General features: G+C 65.6%; 2 protein-coding genes. Both read left to right on the top strand.

From position 1 onward, the window contains the following. The coding region (locus GXB81_RS30990; RefSeq protein WP_241016604.1) for a PfkB family carbohydrate kinase at positions 1 to 209 on the top strand (209 nt) is incomplete at its 5' end. Between the two features lie 424 nt (positions 210 to 633). Further along, positions 634 to 2,037, top strand: coding sequence for a methyl-accepting chemotaxis protein (locus GXB81_RS30985; RefSeq protein WP_277396824.1), 1,404 nt, complete (start codon positions 634 to 636; stop codon positions 2,035 to 2,037). Positions 2,038 to 2,061 lie beyond the last annotated feature (24 nt).

The following is a 2,061-nucleotide window of genomic DNA, read 5'->3' as shown; positions in this document are numbered from 1 at the left end:
ACGATGCGCCGAAAGTCGCGGCGGTCGATACGACCGCAGCCGGCGATACGTTCATCGGCGGCTTCGCGGCGCAACTCGCGCAGGGCGCGAGCGTCGACGCGGCGATCCGCTTCGCGCAGCGCGCCGCGGCGCTTTCGGTGACACGCGCGGGCGCCCAGCCGTCGATTCCGACGCGAGCCGAGGTCGACGCTTTCACCTCATTCGCCTGAGTCCGGCTCGCCTCGCCTCGCCTCGCCTAGGCAAGGCAAGGCAAGGCAAGGCAAGGCAAGGCAAAAACAAAACGCCGCTCGCTTTCTCCGCCTGCGCCAAAACAGGATCAGCCGGCTTCGCCTCACCCGGCGTCCCGCGCCCGGGTTCTGCCGCGGCAACCTCAAAACTCACGCGCCACCCAGCCTCGCCAGCGCTCGCTGCCTGCCCTGATCTCACCGTTTCAAAGCCCAACTCGCTTTCAACTGCTTACAACGTCTTTTTTCATGGACTTGAGCGTCGCGGGCTTCAAATGCTTCAAGTCTGCGAAGGCCCTGCCGTAAACGGGACTGGAAGCACGCACACAACAAAGCGCCGGAACCCGATTGTCACGCCGCCGCCATGCTGCGAATGCCGCCTCTCACTTTGCACAGCCACAGGAACACCATGTTGAACAAGGGCATTACGATCAAGGCGCGAATCGGCCTCACGATGGCTTTCCTCGCCGTGTTGCTGGTCGCGATCAGCGTTTTCGGCTTATTCGGCATCAGCCGTTCGAATAGCGCCTACCAGGACACCTTCACCAACGCGATGCCGAGCGCGACCGCCATCGATAACGCCGAGGTGTACACGGCGCGCGAGCGGCTCGTGCTCGACCGCGCCGCGTTCATGGGCGGCTCGCCCGAAGTCGCGGCGACGCTGGAGCGCGCGCGCCTGATGCGCGAGACGTCCGACACGTGGTGGAAAAAATATCTGGACCTGCCGCGCGACGCCAATGAGGACCGGCTCGCGCAGGACGTCACGGCGAAGCGCGACGCGCTGCATCAACGCATGGACGCGTTCGCGGCGGTCATCGCGGCGAACGATCATGACAAGATGGTCGGGAGCGGGAAGGGCCTGCAGGAGGATTACAACGCGCTCTCGCTCGCCGACGACGCGCTGCGCAAATTCCAGTTCGACTCGGCGAGGCAGGGCTACGACTCCGCGCAAGGCAGTTTCGACCTGTTCCGCATGGTCAGCATCGGCTCGCTGGTGGCGGGCGTGATTGCGGCGCTGCTGTCGTATCTGACGCTGAGCCGCGCGATCTCGCGGCCGCTCGACGAAGCGCTCGGCCACTTCGACGCGATCGCGGCCGGCGATCTGCGCCGGCCGGTCGTCGTCACGTCGCGCGACGAAATGGGGCAACTGCTCGACGGCATCGCCAGAATGCAGCGCAGCCTCACCGAAACGGTACGCAGCGTGCGCAGCGGCAGCGAGTCGATCGCGACCGCGACGCGCCAGATCGCCGCGGGCAACATCGATCTGTCGTCGCGCACCGAGGAGCAGGCGTCGGCGCTGCAGGAAACCGCGTCGAGCATGGACCAGCTGACCGGCACGGTCAAACAGAACGCCGACAACGCGCGCCAGGCCAGCTCGCTCGCGGCCAACGCGTCGGAGATCGCCAACAAGGGCAGCGCGGTGGTCGGCCAGGTGGTCGGCACGATGGGCGACATCAACCAGAGCTCGGCGAAGATCGCGGACATCATTTCGATCATCGAGGGCATTGCGTTCCAGACCAATATCCTCGCGCTCAACGCGGCCGTCGAGGCGGCGCGCGCCGGCGAGGAAGGGCGCGGCTTCGCGGTCGTCGCGGGCGAGGTGCGCAGCCTCGCGCAACGCTCGTCGAGCGCGGCCAAGGAGATCAAGGATCTGATCGCGAACTCGGTGGACCGCATGGAGAGGGGCTGGGGGCTCGTGGGCGGGGACTGGGAAAGCGCGGCGGCGGGGATGAGGGTGAAGGAGGAGGGAGGTCGTGGGTGGGTCCGTATGATGTTGATATCACAGTTCTTGAGAAATCAGAACTGCACTTGAAGGTATCGCTAGAAGATATACACT

This window comes from Paraburkholderia sp. Ac-20336, assembly GCF_017105025.1.
Taxonomy (GTDB): Bacteria; Pseudomonadota; Gammaproteobacteria; order Burkholderiales; family Burkholderiaceae; genus Paraburkholderia.
The sequence above is the reverse complement of the archived record's forward strand: the minus strand, read 5'-3'. Positions and strand labels throughout refer to the sequence as shown.

What these genes read in the sequence shown, in the direction of transcription:
- GXB81_RS30985 (WP_277396824.1), top strand. Translation starts at nt 634, where the DNA reads ATGTTGAACAAGGGCATTACGATCAAGGCGCGAATCGGCCTCACGATG.